We start from the raw sequence: 15940 nt of genomic DNA, 5'->3' as shown, positions 1-15940 counted from the left end.
AACCAGAATTTAGCGAGGGTTTCATGGTTGAGGTCGAGCGGCACGCCTACGACGTAGTCGTCATCGGTGCCGGCGGCGCTGGGCTGCGTGCGGTCATCGAGGCGCGCGAACGCGGCCTCAAGGTCGCGGTGGTGTGCAAGTCGCTGTTCGGCAAGGCCCACACGGTGATGGCCGAGGGCGGCTGCGCGGCGTCGATGGGCAACACCAACCCGAAGGACAACTGGAAGACCCACTTCGGCGACACCATGCGCGGTGGGAAGTTCCTCAACAACTGGCGGATGGCCGAGCTGCACGCCAAGGAGGCACCGGACCGCGTCTGGGAGCTGGAAACCTATGGCGCGCTGTTCGATCGCCTCAAAGACGGCAAGATCAGCCAGCGCAACTTCGGCGGGCACACCTACCCGCGGCTGGCGCACGTCGGTGACCGCACCGGCCTGGAGCTGATCCGCACCATGCAGCAGAAGATCGTCTCGCTGCAGCAGGAGGATCACGCCGAGCTCGGCGACTACGAGGCGCGCATCAAGGTGTTCGCCGAGTGCACCATCACCGAACTGATCAAGGACGGTGACGCGATCGCCGGCGCGTTCGGCTACTGGCGCGAGACGGGCCAGTTCGTCCTGTTCGAGGCGCCCGCGGTGGTCCTGGCCACCGGCGGCATCGGCAAGTCGTTCAAGGTCACCTCGAACTCCTGGGAGTACACCGGCGACGGGCACGCTCTGGCCCTGCGGGCCGGCGCATCGCTGATCAACATGGAGTTCGTCCAGTTCCACCCCACGGGCATGGTGTGGCCCCCGAGCGTGAAGGGGATCCTGGTCACCGAGGGCGTCCGCGGCGACGGCGGGGTGCTGAAGAACTCCGACAACAAGCGGTTCATGTTCGACTACATCCCGCCGGTGTTCAAGGGCCAGTACGCCGAGACCGAACAAGAGGCCGACCAGTGGCTCAAGGACAACGACTCGGCCCGCCGGACCCCCGACCTGCTGCCCCGCGATGAGGTCGCGCGCGCGATCAACTCGGAGGTCAAGGCCGGCCGCGGCAGCCCACACGGCGGCGTGTTCCTGGACATCGCGTCCCGGTTGACGCCCGAGGAGATCAAGCGGCGGCTGCCGTCGATGTACCACCAGTTCAAGGAGCTGGCCGGCGTCGACATCACCAAGGAGCCGATGGAAGTCGGGCCCACGTGCCACTACGTGATGGGCGGCGTCGAGGTCGACGCCGACACGGGTGCGGCCACCGTCCCGGGCCTGTTCGCGGCCGGCGAGTGCTCCGGCGGCATGCACGGGTCCAACCGCCTGGGCGGCAATTCGCTGTCGGACCTGCTCGTCTTCGGGCGGCGGGCCGGGCTGGGCGCGGCCGACTACGTGCGCGCGCTCAGCAGCCGCCCGACCATCTCGGCCGACGCCGTCGAGACCGCGGCGAAGCGGGCGCTGTCCCCGTTCGAGGGACCGGCCAACGGCGCCGCGGCGGAGAACCCCTACACGCTGCAGCTCGAGCTGCAGCAGTCGATGAATGACCTGGTGGGCATCATCCGCAAGGCCGACGAGGTCTCCGAGGCGCTCTCCCGCCTGGACAAGCTGCGCGAGCGGTTCAAGAACATGCACGTCGAGGGCGGTCGCCAGTACAACCCCGGCTGGAACCTCGCCATCGACCTGCGCAACATGCTGCTGGTCAGCGAGTGTGTCGCCAAGGCCGCGCTGGAGCGCACCGAGAGCCGCGGCGGCCACACCCGCGACGACCACCCGTCGATGGATTCGGGCTGGCGCAAGGTGCTGCTGGTCTGCCAGGCCGCCGGCGGCGACGAGGTGATCCCGGACATCAGCATCACCCGCAAGGACCAGGTGCCGATGCGGCCGGATCTGCTGGAGCTCTTCGAGATCTCCGAGCTGGAGAAGTACTACACCGACGACGAGCTGGCCGAGCATCCAGGACGGAGAGGCTAATGACCTACAACGCGACCATGCGTGTGTGGCGCGGTGACGATGCCAGCGGCGCGCTGCAAGACTTCACGGTTGAGGTCAACGAGGGCGAGGTGGTGCTCGACATCATCCATCGCCTGCAACAGACCCAGACGCCCGACCTCGCGGTGCGGTGGAACTGCAAGGCGGGCAAGTGCGGCTCCTGCTCGGCGGAGATCAACGGGGTGCCGCGGTTGCTGTGCATGACCCGGATGTCCACGTTCGCCGAGGACGAGGTCGTGACGGTCACGCCGCTGCGCACCTTCCCGGTGATCCGGGACCTGGTCACCGACGTCTCCTTCAACTACGAGAAGGCGCGTGAGATCCCCGCCTTCGCGCCGCCGAAGGATCTGCAGCCGGGCGAGTACCGGATGGCGCAGGCCGATGTGCAGCGGTCGCAGGAGTTCCGCAAGTGCATCGAGTGCTTCCTGTGTCAGAACGTGTGCCACGTGATCCGCGACCACGAGGAGAACAAGAAGGCGTTCGCCGGGCCGCGTTTCCTGATGCGCATCGCCGAGCTCGAGATGCACCCGCTGGACACGCTGGACCGGCGCAACCAGGCGCAGGAGGAGCACGGCCTGGGCTACTGCAACATCACCAAGTGCTGCACCGAGGTCTGCCCGGAGAACATCAAGATCACCGACAACGCGCTGATCCCGATGAAAGAGCGGGTCGCCGACCGCAAGTACGACCCCGTGGTGTGGTTGGGCAACAAGCTGTTCCGGCGCTGAGGCGTTAGCGCGCCCGGCACGCCGGGTACCCGCATATCACCCCGTCGGGCCCGAACCCGACGGTCTGCCCCCAACCGAAAAGCAGTGTGGACGATATGCGAGAAACCACCAGCGTCAACGAAATTCGAACCGCGATCCGGGAGATGTCCATGCGCGCCGATCTCGCGCGCAAGGAAGGCCGCCCCGACGACGCCGCCGAGATCGAGCGGCGGATTGCGGGCTATCGGGCCGAGCTCAGCCGCCGACCCTAGCCCGGTCAGGCGCCGAGGCGCCGGAACACGCTGCGGTGAAACACGATCGGCGCCACCTCGGCGTCGATGGTCACCTCGTTGACCCGCAGCACCACGATGGTGTGATCCCCCGCCGGGATCAGCTGCTCGACCGCGCTTTCCAGCCACAGGCCGGTGCCCTTGATGAAGACCGCCCCGCTGTCCCTGGACACCGTCTCCAGGCCGGCGAACCTGTCGCCGGTCTTGGCGGCCAGGGTCCGCGCCGCCTCGTCATGAGCCTCGCCGAGCACGCTGATGCCCAGCATGGGCAGGTCCTTGAGCTTGGGCCACGTCGTCGACGTGTTCTGCACGCAGAACGACACCAGCGGCGGGTCCAGCGAGACGGGGACGAAGGTGCTCGCCGCGAGGCCCTCCCGGGCGCCCCGGACCTCCGCGGCGATGGCGACCACCCCCGACGGGAAGTGGCCGAAGGCCTCGCGAAGTGTGGACGGTGTCAGGTTCTTGTTCGAGTTCACCGGAATTCATTCGCCCCTTGAGCCGAGAACGGGATTCTCGTCCCCGACCCTACCTGGCGAATACCCGTGCGCTGAAGCCACATCGGGGTGCGCGCGCAGCCTGCTCTTCCAGGCGTTGCGGCCGTAGACGGAGAAGATCGGATCCGAGGGGTCGACCACCCGGCCTGCGCGTGCCCGCAGCTCGGCCGGCAGCGTCAGCACCGGGATCCGCGCGTCCAACCGTGGGTTGAAGAAATAGGGCACCGAGATCCGTTCCGCCTGCTGCGCGTCCAGGGTCACCCGGTGCTCGGTGGCCCGCAGGTAACCGCCCGTGGCCACCTCGAGCAGCTCGCCGATGTTGACGACGAAGGCGCCGTCGGCGGGCGGCACGTCGATCCAGTCCTGGGTTCCGGGGCGGCGCACCTGCAGGCCCCGGCTGCCCGGCTCGGCCAGCAGCAGCGTGAGCACCCCGGCGTCCTTGTGCGGGCCGACCCCCTGCGGCGAGGCCGCGCTCCGCGGGTAGCGCACGATCTTGATCAGCGTGGCGGGGGTTTCGGCGAAGGCGGGGCCGAAGACGTCCGGCGGACTTCCCAGGGAGGCCGCCCAGTGCCGGAGCAGCGTGCGCGCCACCGCGGACAGCGCCGCGTCCCACTCGGCGACGATGCCCGGCAGCTCGGGCAGCGCGGCCGGCCACTGGTTGGGCCCCTGCAACCACAGGTAGTCCGGCTTACCCGGGCCCCCGACGGGCGCCCGCTCCGGTCCGATGTCGATCTGCTCCCGCCAGTCCGTCTGCCCCCGGGTCAGCTCGCCGCCCAGCCGGGTGTAGCCGCGGAAGTGCGGGCTGCGCGCCATCGCGACCGCGTCCTTCTCGGGCTGGGGCAGCTCGAACAGCCGCCGCGCCACCCCCAGCAGCCTGCGGGTGAGCTCGTCGGGCACGCCGTGGCCGGCCAGGTAGAAGAAGCCCACCTCGTGCGCGGCCTCGCGCAACCCCCGCCGCAACGGGGCCGCCGACGTGCGCAGATCCACTACGGGCAGGGTGGTGATGCATCCCATAGTTTCAGATCCGTTTCGTTATCGCCGCAGGTCAGAGGCGCCACATCGGCTCCCCAACCGGTTGGTTAATTAGATGATGAAATCTAGCTCACATTGACTTGCGTTGAACTAACCGAGAGCGATATTTTAGCGGTGTTACTGGTGGGTAACTTAGACCTAGTACCCAACCATTCGAGTGGCATTCTCAACGAGGAGGAACCGTAGTGAGCCACTACAAGAGCAACGTCCGTGACCAGGTGTTCAACCTGTTCGAGGTCCTGGGCGTTGAGAAGGCTTTGGGCGCCGGCGACTACAGCGATCTGGATGTCGACACCGCCCGCGAGATGCTGTCGGAGATCAGCCGGCTGGCCGAGGGGCCCATCGCCGAGTCGTTCGTCGAGGGCGACCGCAATCCCCCGGTATTCGACCCGAAAACCCACTCGGTGACGCTGCCGGAGTCGTTCAAGAAGTCCGTCCGCGCCGTCACCGAGGCCGGTTGGGACAAGGTCGGCATCGACGAGGTCCTCGGCGGCATGCCGATGCCCCGGGCGCTGGTGTGGGCCCTGCACGAGCACCTGCTGGGCGCCAACCCCGCCGTCTGGATGTACGGCGGCGGCGCCGGCTTCGCCAACATCCTCTACCACCTGGGCACCGAGGAGCAGAAGAAGTGGGCCGTGATCTGCGCCGAGCGCGGCTGGGGCTCCACCATGGTGCTCACCGAGCCGGACGCCGGTTCCGACGTCGGCGCCGGGCGGACCAAGGCGATCAAGCAGGACGACGGCTCCTGGCACATCGACGGCGTGAAGCGGTTCATCACCTCCGCGGACTCCGGTGACCTGTTCGAGAACATCTTCCACCTGGTGCTGGCCCGCCCTGAGGGCGCGGGTCCGGGCACCAAGGGCCTGTCGCTGTTCTTCGTGCCGAAGTTCCTGTTCGACTCCGAGACCGGCGAGCTGGGCGAGCGCAACGGCGTCTTCGTCACCAACGTCGAGCACAAGATGGGCCTGAAGGTGTCGGCCACGTGTGAGCTGTCCTTCGGCCAGCACGACGTGCCCGCCAAGGGCTGGCTGGTCGGCGAGGTGCACAACGGCATCGCGCAGATGTTCGAGGTCATCGAGCAGGCCCGCATGATGGTCGGCACCAAGGCCATCGCGACCCTGTCGACCGGTTACCTGAACGCGCTGGAGTACGCCAAGTCCCGCGTGCAGGGCGCCGACATGACACAGATGACCGACAAGACCGCTCCGCGGGTGACCATCACGCACCACCCCGACGTCCGCCGGTCGCTGATGACCCAGAAGGCCTACGCCGAGGGGCTGCGTGCGCTGTACCTCTACACCGCGACCTACCAGGACGCGGCGGTTGCCGAGGCGGTGCACGGTGTGGACGCCGAACTGGCCGTCAAGGTCAACGACCTGATGTTGCCGGTGGTCAAGGGTGTCGGTTCCGAGCAGGCCTACGCCAAGCTGACCGAGAGCCTGCAGACTTTCGGTGGGTCCGGCTTCCTGCAGGACTACCCGATCGAGCAGTACATCCGCGACGCCAAGATCGACTCCCTCTACGAGGGCACCACGGCCATCCAGGCGCAGGACTTCTTCTTCCGGAAGATCATCCGCGACAAGGGTGTGGCGCTGGCCCACGTGTCGGGCGAGATTCAGAAGTTCGTGGACAGCGAGTCGGGCAACGGCCGGCTGAAGTCCGAGCGCGAGCTGCTGGCCAAGGCGCTGGCCGACGTGCAGGCGATGGCGGCCACGCTGACCGGTTACCTGATGGCGGCGCAGGAGGACGTGACCAGCCTCTACAAGGTGGGCCTGGGATCGGTGCGCTTCCTGATGAGCGTCGGCGACCTGGTCATCGGCTGGTTGCTGCAGCGTCAGGCCGCGGTGGCGGTGCAGGCGCTGGACGCCGGCGCCAGCGGCGACGAGCGGTCCTTCTACGAGGGCAAGGTCGCGGTGGCGTCGTTCTTCGCGAAGAACTTCCTGCCGCTGCTGGCGAGCACCCGCGAGGTGATCGAGACGCTGGACAACGACATCATGGAGCTCGACGAGGCCGCCTTCTAGGCCGCCGCCGAGATGATGAGCAAAACCCCGCTCCCATTTCGGGAGCGGGGTTTTTATCTGGCGCCCCAGGCACCAAAAAAGGCCGCCGCTGGATCCCCTCACTCCAGCGGCGGCCCTTCTCGCACGCCCGGCGCGTTCTTTTCGCCCCCGGGCGACGGACTAGGGATGCCCCGTATTGCCGTCGGGGTCGGGGGGTCAGACCACAACACGGGGTCATCCGCGCTCTCGAATACCCCTCCGCCCGGATTACTAACCCGCTGTGACCGATGTCATGAAACCGGCCGGCTCAGGCCTCCAGGATCGCGGCCACGCCCTGCCCGCCCGCGGCACAGATGGAAACCAGGGCCCGCAGCGGCTTGCCCGCGCCGCCCTTCTGCTCCGCCTTCTTCTCCGCGAGCTGCTTGGCCGCCTGGGCGAGGATCCGCCCGCCGGTGGCGGCGAAGGGGTGGCCGGCGGCCAGCGACGAGCCGTTGACGTTGAGCTTGGCCCGGTCGATCGAACCCAGCGCGGCGTCCAGCCCCAGCCGTTCCTTGCAGTAGTCCTCCGACTCCCACGCCTGCAGATGCGCCAGCACCACCGAGGCGAAGGCCTCGTGGATCTCGTAGAAGTCGAAGTCCTGCAGGCTCAGGCCGTTGCGCGCCAGCAGTCGCGGCACCGCGTAGGTCGGCGCCATCAGCAGGCCGTCCCGGCCGTTGACGTAGTCGACGGCGGCGGTTTCGGCGTCCACCAGGAAAGCCAGCGGCGTCAGCGAGTGGGCGGCCGCCCACTCCTCGCTGGAAAGCAGCGCGACCGACGCCCCGTCGGTCAGGGGGGTCGAGTTGCCCGCCGTCATCGTCGCGTCGCCGGACTTCACCCCGAACACCGGCTTGAGCTTCGCCAGCTTCTCGGCCGACGAATCCGGCCGCAGGTTGTCGTCGCGGTAGAGGCCGAGGAACGGGGTGACCAGGTCGTCGAAGAAACCCCGATCGTAGGCGGCCGCCATGTTGCGGTGGCTGGCGGCGGCGAGCTCGTCCTGGTCGACGCGCTTGATGCCCATCTGCTTGGCGGTGATCGCCTGGTGCTCGCCCATGGACAGCCCCGTGCGGGGCTCGCTGTTGACCGGGATCTGGATACCCAGGGTCGCGGGCAGCGTGCCCACCAGCCTCAGCCGCTGGACGTTGGACTTGGAGCGGCGCAAGTTGAGCAGCGTGCGGCGCAGGTTGTCGCCGAGGGCGATCGGCGGGTCGGAGGTGGTGTCGACGCCGCCCGCGGCGGCCACCTCGTAGCGGCCGGACGCGATGCCGTCGGAGGCGGCGATCGCCGCCTGCAGGCCGGTGCCGCAGGCCTGTTGCAGGTCGAACGCCGGCGTGTACGACGACAGCTCGGAGCCCAGCACGCATTCGCGGGTGAGGTTGAAGTCCCGGCTGTGCTTGAGCACGGCGCCGCCGACCACCGCACCCAAGCGCTCGCCGGCCAACCCGAAGCGGTCGACCAGCCCACCCAGCGCGGCGGTGAACATGTCCTGGTTGGACGCCTCGGCGTACGCGCCGTCGGACCGGGCGAACGGGATGCGGTTGCCGCCCAGCACGGCGACTCGTCGCCGCTGCGAGCTGCGCTGGTTGCTTGCCTCGGAACTTGCAGGGGCCACTGTCTTCTCCGTGTATCTGCGGTCTGTTGGTTTTCCGGATGCCCGTTGGGGCCATACTACCCACTGTTCTTACTCTGAAGTAAGTTCGACCTCGATACGGTTGTGCTGTAGGCGCACCCCCGACTGAGAAGCAGATGGAAGGTAGCTCCGGTGGCTCCCAAGGTCTCGTCCGATCTGTTCACGCAGATCGTCAACTCCGGTCCTGGATCGTTTCTGGCCAAGCAACTCGGCGTCCCGCAACCCGAGACCTTGCGCCGCTATCGGCCCGGCGATCCGCCGCTGGCCGGGTCCCTGCTGATCGGCGGTGAGGGCCGCGTGGTCGAGCCGCTGCGCGCCGCGCTGGCCAAGGACTACGACCTGGTCGGCAACAACCTGGGTGGCCGCTGGGCCGACCAGTTCGGCGGCCTGGTCTTCGACGCCACCGGGATCACGACGCCGGAGGGGCTGCGGGGGTTGTACGAATTCTTCACCCCGCTGCTGCGCAACCTGGGCCACTCGGCCCGCGTCGTCGTGGTCGGCACCACGCCCGACGCCGCCGCCGGCCCGCACGAGCGGATCGCGCAGCGCGCGTTGGAAGGGTTCACCCGCTCGCTGGGCAAGGAGCTGCGCAACGGCACCACGGTGGCGCTGGTGTACCTGTCGCCCGACGCCAAACCCGCTGCGACGGGCCTGGAATCGACCATGCGGTTCATCCTGTCGGCCAAGTCGGCCTACGTCGACGGCCAGGTGTTCTACATCGGCGAGGCCGACTCCACACCGCCGGCCGACTGGGACCGGCCACTCGACTCCCGAGTCGCCATCGTGACCGGCGCGGCCCGCGGGATCGGCGCGACGATCGCCGAGGTGTTCGCCCGCGACGGCGCCCGCGTCGTCGCCATCGACGTCGAGTCGGCCGCCGAGGCGCTGGCCGAGACGGCCAGCCGGGTGGGGGGCACGGCGCTGTGGCTCGACGTCACCACCTCCGACGCCGTCGACAAGATCACCGAGCACCTGCGCGAGCACCACGGCGGGCGGGCCGACGTGCTGGTCAACAACGCCGGCATCACCCGCGACAAGTTGCTGGCCAACATGGACGACGCCCGCTGGGACGCCGTACTGGCCGTGAATCTCCTTGCGCCGCTGCGCCTTACCGAGGGGCTGGTGGGCAACGGCACCCTCGGCGAGGGCGGCCGGGTGATCGGGCTGTCCTCGATGGCCGGCATCGCGGGCAACCGCGGGCAGACCAACTACGCCACCACCAAGGCCGGGATGATCGGCCTCACCCAGGCGCTGGCGCCCGAGCTCTACGGCAAGGGCATCACGATCAACGCCGTCGCCCCGGGGTTCATCGAAACCCAGATGACCGCCGCAATCCCGCTGGCCACCCGCGAGGTAGGCCGCCGGCTGAACTCGCTGCTGCAGGGCGGCCAACCCGTCGACGTCGCCGAAACCATCGCCTACTTCGCCAGCCCGGCGTCAAACGCGGTGACGGGCAACGTCATTCGCGTCTGCGGCCAGGCCATGCTGGGCGCATAGCTGCGACGAGGGGAACGCGATGAACCAGCCAAGCGGTCTGAAGAACATGTTGCGCGCCGCCGCGGGGGCACTGCCGGTGGTGTCGCGCGGGAACCAGCTGCCGACGCGCACGGTGGCCATCGAGGAATTGCCCATCGACCGCGCGAACGTGGCGGAGTACGCCGATGTCACCGGCCTGCGGTACGGCAACAGCGTGCCGCTCACCTATCCGTTCGCGCTGACCTTCCCCGCGATGATGTCGCTGGTGACCGGGTTCGACTTCCCTTTCGCCGCAATGGGTTCGGTGCATGTCGAGAATCACATCACGCAGTATCGGCCGATCGCGGTCACCGACACCGTCGGCGTGCGCGTGCACGCCGAGAACCTGCGGGAGCACCGCAAAGGCCTGCTGGTCGACCTGGTGACCGATGTGAGCGTCGGTACCGACACCGCGTGGCATCAGGTGACGACCTTCCTGCACCAGCAACGCACCAGCCTGTCCGACGAGCCCAAGCCGCCACCGCAGAAGCAGCCCAAGCTGCCCCCACCCAGCGCGGTCGTGCGGGTCAGTCCCGGCCTGATCCGTCGTTACGCCGTCGTCGGTGGCGATCACAACCCGATCCACACCAACCCGATCGCGGCCAAGCTGTTCGGCTTCCCGACCGTCATCGCGCACGGAATGTACAGCGCCGCAGCAGTATTGGCGAACATCGAAGCGCGGCTCCCGGACGCGGTGAAGTATTCGGTGAAGTTCGGCAAGCCGCTGGTGCTGCCCGCCACCGCGGGGCTGTACATCGACGAAGGCCATGACGGCTGGGATATCGCGCTGCGCAACATCGCCAAGGGCTATCCGTATCTGACCGGCACCGTGCGGGCGCTGTAGACGCTTCAGCCCGAGTGCGTCCCCACCCGCCCGCTGACCAGAAGCTTCAAGCCGTACGCACCGACCGCGGTGACCAGGAAGACCAGGAGCAGCCAGAGCGGCGGGCGGGCGAGCTCCCAGACGAAGATCGCCGCCCAGATCGGTGAGCCCTGCGTCACGGCGAGCACGCCGGCGGCGCCCGCCAGCGAGACCGTCGGCCCGTGCAGATGCATTCCGGCCGCCATGTTCATCGTCAGCACCAGCAGCGATCCCGCGGCCGCGCCGGTGGCCAGCGACGGCGTCAGCATGCCGCCGGCGCCGCCCGCACGGAGGAACAGCGCGGTCAACAACGGCTTGAGGGCCAGGATCGCGGCGGCGGCGGACAGCGTCAGCCCGCTGGCCAGGCTGACGGTCAGGATGCTGCGGCCGTTGCCGGGCAACTCGGGCCACCAATGCGAACAGATGCCCATCACCAGCCCGGCGCCGGCGAGCGCGGGGACCAGCACCCAGGTGCGCATCTGCCCGGCCGGCCGTGCCGCCGCCATCAACCGGTTGAACCCCAGCCCCACCGCGAGCGCCAGCGGCGCCAGGATCAGCGCCTGACCGGTCAGTTCGAAGGACAGGTTCGCGTTGGGCCACTCCAGGGTGGGTTGATCGTGCGTGACGGCCGAGCACACGGCCACGGCCAGGCTGGACGTGATCAGCGCGGCGCCCAGCGCCCGCGGATGCCAGGTGGTCAGCATGATCCGCGCGGCGAACAGCGCGCCGGCGACGGGAACGGCGTAGACCGCGCCGAGCCCGGCACCGGCCGCGCACGCCAGCAGGATCTCGCGATCGCGCGACGTCAACCGTCCCAGCCACGCGGTGCCCCAGTCGCCCAGGGCCGCGGCGAACTGGCGGGGCGCACCCTCGCGGCCGAGGGACGCGCCGGAGCCGACCAGCAGCACCTGCAGCAGCGCGTCGACGCTCCAGGACAGCCGCGGCACCGGTTCCCGGCGGGCGATGGTTTCGGCCAGCGGCGGCACCGCTGCCCTGCGCCGCAGCGCCCACCAGCCGAGCCCGGCCAAGGCGCCGCCGATCATCGGACCCACGGCACGGCGCACCGGGCTGCTCGCGGCCACGCCGGCGAGCAGCGCGCCGAAGGTGTAGTGGTAGGTGACGTGCTGGACGAAGCGCAGCACGAACGTCGCCGCCAGCCCGGCCACCCCGGCCAGCAACCCGACGATGATTACGGCGCAGAAGAATTCGGCGTTGCGGCGGGCGGGCGGTCGAGCCACACGTCGAATGTAGGGGTTAGCGGGCGCCGGCGCTGGGGCCGCCCTTCTCCGGCCGCGCCGCCGCGGCGGCCTCCCGCTCCTCCGGCGCGCCGCGCAGGCCGTGCCAGAACAGGTTGATCATCAGCTCGGCCGCCTCGTCGGCGTCGATGTCGCCGGTGCTGAGCTGGTTGGCCGTCGCCTCGCCCGCGCCCACCAGCGCCACCGCCATCATCTCGTTTTCGCGCTCGGTCCGCGGGGTGCGGCTGCCCGCCCGCACCAGCCCGGCGACCAGTTCGATGATCTGCTCCCGGCCCTCTCGCACCATGTGCGCGAACGCCTGAGAACTGGTGGCCTGGGTGTACATCACGATCCACGACGCCCGGTTGGCGTCGATGTAGCGCATGAACGACACGATGGTGTTGCGCAGCAGGTCTTTCGGGCTCTGCGTGAAGTCGATGTCGGCGCGCACCGCGTCGATGAACCGGCTCATCTCGCGGTTCAGGCAGGCGCCGAACAGGTCTTCCTTGGAGCCGTAGTACAGGTAGAGCATCGGCTTGGAGATCTGCGCCTCGGCGGCGATGGCGTCCATCGAGGTCTCGTGGTAGCCGTTGACCGAGAACATCTGCACCGCGGCGTCGAGCATCTGTTGCTCGCGGACAGCACGCGGTAAGCGCTTGGTGCCACCCGCCATCGCATGCCTCTCTTAGCCCCGCTATCTGACTCCAGGGTAAGCAACGCGCGGCGGGCGCACAGGCGATCTAGTGGCCATGGCGGCGACCCGCTAGTGGCCGCAGGCGGGGCTGCGGCCTTTCATGGTCGCCACGCGCCCGAGTGCGTCGTCGACCCGCTGCGCGGGCAGTTCGCCGGCGGCCACCGCCTTCTGCAGCCGGTCCAGTACTGCGGGCACCTCGTCGGTGGTGACCCAGAGCGCGACGTCGGTCCCGGCCTGCAGGGTGCGCAGCACCGCCTCGGCGACGCCGTACCGGTCGGAGATGGCGCCCATGCTGGACAGGTCGTCGGTGAACACCGGGCCGTTGAACGGCGGGCCGCCATAGCCGACGCCGTCCCGCAGCAGCCGCACCGCCGCGGGGCTCAGGCTGGCCGGGTCGTCGCCGGTCAGCCCGGGGACCTGCAGGTGGCCCAGCATCACCGCTACCGGGGCCGCGGTCACCAGCGTGCGGTAGGGCACCAGGTCGACGTTCTGCAGGTCGGCCAGGGGCGGGGTCACCACGCCGCCGGTGTGCGAGTCGCCCGAGCCGTGCCCGTGGCCGGGGAAGTGCTTGAGCACCGGCAGCAGTCCGGCATCTCGCAGGCCCTGCGCGTACGCGCCGGCGTAGGCGGTGACCGTGTTGGGGTCGCCGCCGAACGAGCGGTCCCCAATCACGCCGTCGGTGGCGTCGGTGACGTCAACGACGGGCGCGAAGTCGATGGTGATGCCCAGGTCTTTCATCTTCTTGCCGCGCTCGGCGGCCAGGTCGTGGACCTGGGCGACGGTCTGGGTCTGGGCCAGCTGCCGGGGTGATGGCGCCTCCCCGATGAGCGACCGCAACCGCGACACCCGGCCGCCCTCCTCGTCGACGCTGACCGCCAGCGGGAGCGGCCCGGCCTTCGCCGCGATGTCGGCCAGCGGGCCCTTGAAGATCGACAGGTCGGTCCAGCTGCCGATGAAGATGCCCCCGACGTGGTAGCCGTTGACCACCGACCGGGCGTCATCGGCGTTCTTGACGCCGACCATCAACAGCTGGGCCAGCTTGTCGCGGACCGGCAGCGTGGTGAGGTCACCGCATGCCGGCGGCGCGGGCGCGGCCGACGGCTTGCTGACCGAAGCCGACGGGCCGGGAGGCCGCGCGGCGTGGTGAGCGCAGCCCGCCACCAACGCCGACACGGACGCGAGCACGGCCAGGGTGCGCGAAAATGACATCGGGCCATGTTTTCATGGCGCTATCCGGGCCTCCGGATCTGGGGAGCGACGGGGTTTGCGTCGGGGGTTTTCTTCTTCGGGTGCGGGGGCACTCCTGGGCTGGTGCCAGCGGGGCTAGGGGGCCAAGATGCCAGCGTTGACCGGTTTCACCCTGGCCGCCGCGGCCAGCATCGCGGTCGGTCTGTCGGTCGGCGTCGCGACCACCGTCGGCGTCACGCTGGCCGTCGCCGACCACGGCGCGGCGCCGGTGCGGGGCCGACCCGCGCTGCTGATCCCGCTCGGTCCCCATCAGGTGCAATACGGCGACCGGTGCTTTCACGGGCACTGCCTGCCCTGACCAGGGCACCGGGCCGCAAACCGCGCTTCTGCTAGGTTGTCGCTAGGCCGTCGCCACGTTTTCCGATGCTGTAAGGAGCCTTGATGAACCGGATCATTGCGCCCGCCGCCGCGAGCGTGGTGGTTGGTCTCTTGCTCGGCGCGGCAGCGATTTTCGGGATCACCTTGATGGTGCAGCAGGACACGAAACCGCCACTCCCCGGGGGCGATCCGCAGTCGTCAGTGCTCAACCGGGTCGAGTACGGCAACCGTAGCTAGCGGCGATCGCAAGCGCGGCGAAGCCGGGCGTAGCGGGTCGCCGCCATCGGAATCCGGCGATCGCAAGCGCGGCGAAGCCGGGCGTAGCGGGTCGCCGCCATCAAGTTCAGCGGCGAGTACGTGGGCCGGCGCGCCGGCCTCGCGCTCGTCGGCCGTGCCCCTTCCGCGCCGGTGGCTGTGGTTGGCCGGGGCGATCGCCCTGCTGCTGAGCTTCGCCCAGTCGCCGGGACGGGTCTCCCCCGACACCAAACTGGACCTCACCGCCAACCCGCTGCGCTTCCTGGCCCGGGCCACCAACCTGTGGAACAGCGAGCTGCCGTTCGGGCAGGCGCAGAACCAGGCCTACGGCTACCTGTTCCCGCACGGCACCTTCTTTGCGATCGGCCACCTGCTTTCGGTGCCGGGGTGGGTCACCCAACGGCTGTGGTGGGCGCTGCTGCTCACCGTCGGCTTCTGGGGGGTGTTGCGGGTCGCCGAGGCGCTGGGGATCGGCAGCCCGGCGTCCCGCGTGATCGGCGCCGCCGCGTTCGCGCTGTCGCCGCGGGTGCTGACCACGCTGGGCTCCATCTCGTCGGAAACGCTGCCGATGATGCTGGCGCCCTGGGTGTTGCTACCGACGATCCTGGCGCTGCGCGCGTCGGGCAACCGGTCGGTGCGAGCGCTCGCCGCGCAGGCCGGTCTGGCCGTCGCGCTGATGGGCGCGGTCAACGCCATCGCCACGCTGGCCGGCTGCCTGCCGGCGGTGATCTGGTGGGCCTGCCACCGGCCCAACCGGTTGTGGTGGCGCTACACCGGGTGGTGGCTGCTTTCGCTGTTCCTGGCGATGGCGTGGTGGGTGGTGGCGCTGGTGATGCTGCGGGTTATCAGCCCGCCCTTCCTGGACTTCATCGAATCCTCGGGGGTGACGACGCAATGGTCGTCGCTCACCGAGATCCTGCGCGGCACCGACAGCTGGACCCCGTACGTGGCGCCGACCGCCACGGCGGGCGCGCCACTGGTGACCGGCTCCGCGGCCGTCCTGGCCACCTGCCTGGTCGCGGCGGCGGGGCTGGCGGGGCTGGCGAGTCCGGCGATGCCGGCCCGCGGGCGGTTGGTGACGATGCTGTTCGTCGGCGTGGCGCTGATGGCCGCCGGTTACAGCGGTGGGCTCGGCTCGCCGGTGGCGCACGCCCCAGGGGCTGCCGCCGAGCACCTGCAGCGGCTCGTCATGGCTGGTCCCCCACACCTGCGTGGCGAACGGCGCCCCCGGGACCACCAGCACCCGACCGGGCGTCGGGGTGCCCGAGTTGTGCCGGTCGAGCCAGTCGGCGGTTTCCTGCCAGTACCGGGGTATCGCGCTGAAGGTGCCGGGCGGGGTCAGCCGGCCGGTCCACGCCAGCGACGTACTCACCATCAGGGCCGTCAGCACGACGATCGCGACGGCCACCCGCCTGTCGCGCTCCGGGTGGGCGAACGCGCGCAGCCACCCCGAGGCGGGGGCCCGGCCGGGGAGCGGGACCCGCCCCAACACCTGGGCGATGCCCAGCGCGATCGGGATCCGGACCACCGACCCCAGCTTGTGCACGTTGCGCAGCGGCGCCCCGCCGGCGTCCAGGAACGCCTGCACCGCGTGCGCCACCGGCGAGCCGAGCCCACCGCTGTAACCGGCGGCCATCAGCGCCACGCCGACGAACAGCATCGTCAC

Annotated in this window: 14 protein-coding genes and 2 pseudogenes; 9 read left to right on the top strand and 7 right to left on the bottom strand. The window is 69.6% G+C overall.

Features of this window, described 5'->3' with window-relative positions; all coding sequences use genetic code 11:
• Positions 1-23: 23 nt before the first annotated feature.
• From A5713_RS10615 to A5713_RS28710, 3 genes are all read left to right on the top strand, one after another.
• The gene (locus tag A5713_RS10615) at positions 24-1940 is read left to right on the top strand and encodes a fumarate reductase/succinate dehydrogenase flavoprotein subunit (protein WP_068095322.1); all 1917 of its coding nucleotides are present in this window, start codon (positions 24-26) and stop codon (positions 1938-1940) included.
• Entirely contained in the window at positions 1940-2686 is a 747-nt protein-coding gene (locus A5713_RS10610) for a succinate dehydrogenase/fumarate reductase iron-sulfur subunit (RefSeq protein ID WP_067918241.1), read from the top strand. Before A5713_RS10615 ends, A5713_RS10610 begins: the two co-directional genes overlap by 1 nt.
• Positions 2687-2781: 95 nt before the next feature.
• Complete coding sequence (locus tag A5713_RS28710) at positions 2782-2937, top strand: hypothetical protein (protein WP_197509049.1); 156 nt, start codon at positions 2782-2784, stop codon at positions 2935-2937.
• A gap of 5 nt (positions 2938-2942) precedes the next feature.
• On the opposite strand, the gene A5713_RS10605 is transcribed toward A5713_RS28710, so the two are convergent.
• Positions 2943-3431 (bottom strand): flavin reductase family protein, encoded by a 489-nt coding sequence (locus tag A5713_RS10605; protein WP_068095320.1) that lies wholly within the window; start codon positions 3429-3431, stop codon positions 2943-2945.
• A gap of 6 nt (positions 3432-3437) precedes the next feature.
• Complete coding sequence (locus A5713_RS10600; protein ID WP_068095317.1) at positions 3438-4463, bottom strand: isopenicillin N synthase family oxygenase; 1026 nt, start codon at positions 4461-4463, stop codon at positions 3438-3440.
• A gap of 203 nt (positions 4464-4666) precedes the next feature.
• Here A5713_RS10600 and A5713_RS10595 point away from each other — a divergent pair, with 203 nt between their 5' ends.
• Positions 4667-6502, top strand: a complete 1836-nt coding sequence (locus A5713_RS10595) for an acyl-CoA dehydrogenase (protein ID WP_068095315.1) — start codon at positions 4667-4669, stop codon at positions 6500-6502.
• Between the two features lie 286 nt (positions 6503-6788).
• Here A5713_RS10595 and A5713_RS10590 read toward each other — a convergent pair whose 3' ends face one another.
• Complete coding sequence (locus A5713_RS10590) at positions 6789-8129, bottom strand: acetyl-CoA C-acetyltransferase (protein WP_068095313.1); 1341 nt, start codon at positions 8127-8129, stop codon at positions 6789-6791.
• Between the two features lie 150 nt (positions 8130-8279).
• Between A5713_RS10590 and A5713_RS10585 the strand changes: the two genes are divergently transcribed.
• Positions 8280-9644 (top strand): 3-oxoacyl-ACP reductase, encoded by a 1365-nt coding sequence (locus A5713_RS10585; protein ID WP_068095311.1) that lies wholly within the window; start codon positions 8280-8282, stop codon positions 9642-9644.
• A 19-nt stretch (positions 9645-9663) separates the two neighbouring features.
• Positions 9664-10506, top strand: coding sequence for a MaoC/PaaZ C-terminal domain-containing protein (locus A5713_RS10580; protein ID WP_068095309.1), 843 nt, complete (start codon positions 9664-9666; stop codon positions 10504-10506).
• 5 nt (positions 10507-10511) lie between these two features.
• On the opposite strand, the gene A5713_RS10575 is transcribed toward A5713_RS10580, so the two are convergent.
• The 3 genes from A5713_RS10575 to A5713_RS10565 all read right to left on the bottom strand — a co-directional run bounded on the left by A5713_RS10575 (position 10512) and on the right by A5713_RS10565 (position 13662).
• Positions 10512-11762 (bottom strand): chloride channel protein, encoded by a 1251-nt coding sequence (locus A5713_RS10575; protein ID WP_068095307.1) that lies wholly within the window; start codon positions 11760-11762, stop codon positions 10512-10514.
• Positions 11763-11778: 16 nt separating this feature from the next.
• Complete coding sequence (locus A5713_RS10570; protein ID WP_067919943.1) at positions 11779-12432, bottom strand: TetR/AcrR family transcriptional regulator; 654 nt, start codon at positions 12430-12432, stop codon at positions 11779-11781.
• A gap of 90 nt (positions 12433-12522) precedes the next feature.
• Positions 12523-13662 (bottom strand): glycoside hydrolase family 3 N-terminal domain-containing protein, encoded by a 1140-nt coding sequence (locus tag A5713_RS10565; RefSeq protein ID WP_068095305.1) that lies wholly within the window; start codon positions 13660-13662, stop codon positions 12523-12525.
• Between the two features lie 136 nt (positions 13663-13798).
• Here A5713_RS10565 and A5713_RS10560 point away from each other — a divergent pair, with 136 nt between their 5' ends.
• The 3 genes and pseudogenes from A5713_RS10560 to A5713_RS10550 form a co-directional block, all read left to right on the top strand.
• The gene (locus A5713_RS10560) at positions 13799-13999 is read left to right on the top strand and encodes a DUF2613 domain-containing protein (RefSeq protein WP_067919947.1); all 201 of its coding nucleotides are present in this window, start codon (positions 13799-13801) and stop codon (positions 13997-13999) included.
• An 83-nt stretch (positions 14000-14082) separates the two neighbouring features.
• The gene (locus A5713_RS10555) at positions 14083-14256 is read left to right on the top strand and encodes a DUF2613 domain-containing protein (RefSeq protein ID WP_065443914.1); all 174 of its coding nucleotides are present in this window, start codon (positions 14083-14085) and stop codon (positions 14254-14256) included.
• 154 nt (positions 14257-14410) lie between these two features.
• A pseudogene (locus A5713_RS10550) lies at positions 14411-15475 on the top strand (alpha-(1->3)-arabinofuranosyltransferase family protein); the annotation flags it as partial.
• Here the strand turns inward: A5713_RS10550 and A5713_RS27505 are convergent.
• Positions 15476-15910, bottom strand: a pseudogene (locus tag A5713_RS27505) (alpha-(1->3)-arabinofuranosyltransferase family protein); the annotation flags it as partial.
• Positions 15911-15940 lie beyond the last annotated feature (30 nt).

Source organism: Mycobacterium sp. E2497, from assembly GCF_001668695.1.
Lineage (GTDB): Bacteria > Actinomycetota > Actinomycetes > Mycobacteriales > Mycobacteriaceae > Mycobacterium.
Note: the sequence above shows the minus strand (reverse complement) of the source record. Positions and strands in the feature narration are given on the sequence as shown.

What these genes read in the sequence shown, in the direction of transcription:
- A5713_RS10565 (WP_068095305.1), bottom strand. Translation starts at nt 13,662, where the DNA reads ATGTCATTTTCGCGCACCCTGGCCGTGCTCGCGTCCGTGTCGGCGTTG.
- A5713_RS10615 (WP_068095322.1), top strand. Translation starts at nt 24, where the DNA reads ATGGTTGAGGTCGAGCGGCACGCCTACGACGTAGTCGTCATCGGTGCC.
- A5713_RS28710 (WP_197509049.1), top strand. Translation starts at nt 2,782, where the DNA reads ATGCGAGAAACCACCAGCGTCAACGAAATTCGAACCGCGATCCGGGAG.
- A5713_RS10600 (WP_068095317.1), bottom strand. Translation starts at nt 4,463, where the DNA reads ATGGGATGCATCACCACCCTGCCCGTAGTGGATCTGCGCACGTCGGCG.
- A5713_RS10610 (WP_067918241.1), top strand. Translation starts at nt 1,940, where the DNA reads ATGACCTACAACGCGACCATGCGTGTGTGGCGCGGTGACGATGCCAGC.
- A5713_RS10580 (WP_068095309.1), top strand. Translation starts at nt 9,664, where the DNA reads ATGAACCAGCCAAGCGGTCTGAAGAACATGTTGCGCGCCGCCGCGGGG.
- A5713_RS10555 (WP_065443914.1), top strand. Translation starts at nt 14,083, where the DNA reads ATGAACCGGATCATTGCGCCCGCCGCCGCGAGCGTGGTGGTTGGTCTC.
- A5713_RS10570 (WP_067919943.1), bottom strand. Translation starts at nt 12,432, where the DNA reads ATGGCGGGTGGCACCAAGCGCTTACCGCGTGCTGTCCGCGAGCAACAG.